Annotated in this window: 3 protein-coding genes; 2 read left to right on the forward strand and 1 reads right to left on the reverse strand. The window is 60.2% G+C overall.

The annotated features are described in order from the left end of the window. The coding region (gene bglX / locus D8V06_RS25135) for a beta-glucosidase BglX (RefSeq protein ID WP_130932033.1) at positions 1-1,465 on the reverse strand (1,465 nt) is incomplete at its 3' end. A gap of 235 nt (positions 1,466-1,700) precedes the next feature. Between bglX and D8V06_RS25140 the strand changes: the two genes are divergently transcribed. Continuing rightward, positions 1,701-2,306, forward strand: a complete 606-nt coding sequence (locus D8V06_RS25140) for a LemA family protein (protein ID WP_130906590.1) — start codon at positions 1,701-1,703, stop codon at positions 2,304-2,306. A gap of 29 nt (positions 2,307-2,335) precedes the next feature. Continuing rightward, the coding region (locus D8V06_RS25145; protein ID WP_130932034.1) for a TPM domain-containing protein at positions 2,336-2,954 on the forward strand (619 nt) is incomplete at its 3' end.

Raw genomic sequence — 2,954 nt, forward strand, 5'->3', positions numbered from 1 at the left:
ACACGTTGGCCGGGCGCGGGTCATCGACCACTTCCGGGGCATCGAAGTTGAGGAAGTTCAGGTAGTCGAGGATCTTCTTGTCGCTGGTGATGTTGGCGCCACGGGCGTAGATCAGCGTCGATTTATTGCCCAGCGCGGTGGTCATGCCATCGAACAGGGTCACCGATTGCGCCGGGCGACCGGCGGCGGCCCAGCTGCCCATCATGTCGATGGGTGCCTTGGCCAGCGGGCCGACCAGGGCGACTTTCGCGGTTTTCTTCAGCGGCAGGGTCTGATTCTGGTTTTTCAGCAATACCAGGCTGCGACGCGCGACGTCACGGGCCTCGGCGCGGTGCAAGCGGCTGTCGGCGTAAGTGTCGACCGGATCATCCTCGGCCTTGCCGATGCGCAGGTACGGGTCCTTGAACAGGCCCATGTCGTATTTGGCTTCGAGCACTGCACGCACGGCGTTGTCGATGTCGCTCTGCTGGAACTCGCCGGACTTCAGCAAACCCGGCAGCTCCTTGCCGTACAAGGTATCGTTCATGCTCATGTGGATGCCGGCCTTGATTGCCAGCTTCGCGGCTTCGCGGCCATCACGGGCGACGCCGTGCTTGATCAGCTCGAAAATCGCCCCGTGGTCGCTGACTGCCAGGCCCTTGAAGCCCCATTCTTTGCGCAACAGGTCGTTCATCAGCCAGGTGTTGGCGGTGGCCGGCACGCCGTTGATCGAGTTCAGCGCCACCATCACCCCGCCGGCACCGGCATCGATCGCCGCGCGATAGGGGGGCAGGTAGTCCTGGTACATCTTGACCGGGCTCATGTCGACCACGTTGTAGTCGCGGCCACCTTCGACCGCGCCGTACAGCGCGAAATGCTTGACGCTGGCCATGATGCTGTCGGCGGCGTTGGCGCCGGCGCCCTGGAATGCCTTGACCATCACCCCGGCAATGCGCGACACCAGGTAGGTGTCTTCGCCGAAACCTTCGGAGGTACGGCCCCAGCGTGGGTCGCGGGAAATATCAACCATCGGTGCGAACGTGATGTCGAGGCTGTCAGCCGCCGCTTCCTTGGCGGCGACGCGCCCGGACAAGCCAATGGCGTCCATGTCCCAGCTCGACGCCAACGCCAGCGGGATCGGGAAAATGGTACGGTGGCCGTGGATCACGTCATAGGCGAAGAACATCGGGATCTTCAACCGGCTGCGCATGGCGGCGTCCTGCATCGGACGGTTTTCCGGGGGGGTGATCGAGTTGAACGTACCGCCGATGTTGCCCGCGGCGATTTCCTTGCGGATCATCTCCCGAGGCATTTCCGGGCCGATGCTGATCAGGCGCAACTGGCCGATTTTCTCATCGAGGGTCATTTGCTTCATCAGGTTGCTGACGAAGGCTTCCTTGTTCTCCAGAGGTGCGGGCGTCGTGGCGGCCAATACGTTATGACTGGCCAGGCTGACGAACAGGCCCAGCAAACACAGCTTCTTCATGAATAGTTTTCTCAAGGGCCCAAACGGCGATGTATACGCCGGCCAGCCAAAATTTAGGGAGCGACTATTGTTGTTCGGGTACCGGTTCGAAAAAAGCCGGATGCGTTTTTTGCGCTGGGCATTTTTTAGCCCATTGCCCCGATGCAATCCAGATGCGCGGCCGATTATGCCCGAAGAGCCGGCCGAGAGGGTCTTCGGTTGTTTTTTCCATGAATGTGAAGGGAGCATCACTGATATGAATGTACGACAGTCCTACCGGTCGAGCCTGCAAGTGGCCACGTTATTGGTGCTCGCCACGCTTCTGACAGCCTGCGGCATCAACAACATCCCGACCCTCGACGAGCAGGCCAAGGCGGCCTGGGGCCAGGTGCAGAACCAGTATCAGCGCCGTGCCGACCTGATTCCCAACCTGGTGGAAACGGTCAAGGGCTACGCTGCCCATGAGAAGGAGACCCTGACTGCCGTGGTCGAGGCACGGGCGAAGGCAACGTCGATCCAGGTCGACGCCTCCACCCTCGATAACCCGGAAAAGCTCAAGCAGTACCAACAGGCCCAGGATCAGCTCAGCGGTGCCTTGAGCCGTTTGATGGTGGTGGTCGAACGCTATCCGGACCTCAAGGCCAACCAGAACTTCCTCGCCCTGCAATCGCAGCTCGAAGGCACCGAAAACCGCATCAGCGTGGCCCGACGGGATTTCATTCTGGCGGTGCAGAAGTACAACACCGAAATCCGCACCTTCCCCGGTCGCCTGTGGCATAGCGTGATGTACAGCGACCTGCCTGTGCGCGAAACCTTCGAAGCCACGCCAGGCTCGGAAAAACCGCCCGAGGTCAAATTCTGATCGGTGCGTCACCACGGACGAGGTTGCACATGCGCGTCTTGAAAGCAGGCCTGGTGCTGATGCTGTGGGTGTTTGCCCTGGCGGCCCAGGCCGAATTGAAGTTTCCTGAGCTGACCGGACGGGTGGTGGATAACGCCCGAATGATCGAACCGGCGGTGCGTGAGCAACTGACGCAGCAGCTTCAGGCCCATGAAAAATCTACCGGTGAGCAACTGGTGGTAGTCACCCTGGAGAACTTGCAGGGCACCGACATTGCCGACTTCGGTTTTCAATTGGGGCGCTACTGGGGCATCGGCCAGAAGGACAAGAACAACGGCGCATTGCTGATCGTCGCCCGTGAGGAGCGAAAACTGCGCATTGAAGTCGGGTATGGCCTGGAAGATCGCCTGACCGATGCGCAGAGCTCGGTGATCATCCATCAGGTGATCACACCCGCTTTCAAGACCGGCAATTTCAGCAAGGGCATCAGCGATGGTGTCGCGGCGATGCTGGTGGTGTTGGGCGGTAATCCACTGGATGAGCCGTCGACGGTATATGAGTCCACGGGCGATCCGAATGATGATCTTGTCTCGCGGCATCCCGGGCTGTTCGTGTTTTTGGTGTTGTTGTTCATCCTGACTGTGTTTGTTTGCCAGATGCTCGGTATTC

It is taken from the genome of Pseudomonas sp. Sample_24 (assembly GCF_004307605.1).
Classification (GTDB): domain Bacteria; phylum Pseudomonadota; class Gammaproteobacteria; order Pseudomonadales; family Pseudomonadaceae; genus Aquipseudomonas.

Excerpts from the sequence above, each read along its gene's own strand:
- D8V06_RS25140 (WP_130906590.1), top strand. The coding sequence starts at position 1,701 with ATGAATGTACGACAGTCCTACCGGTCGAGCCTGCAAGTGGCCACGTTA.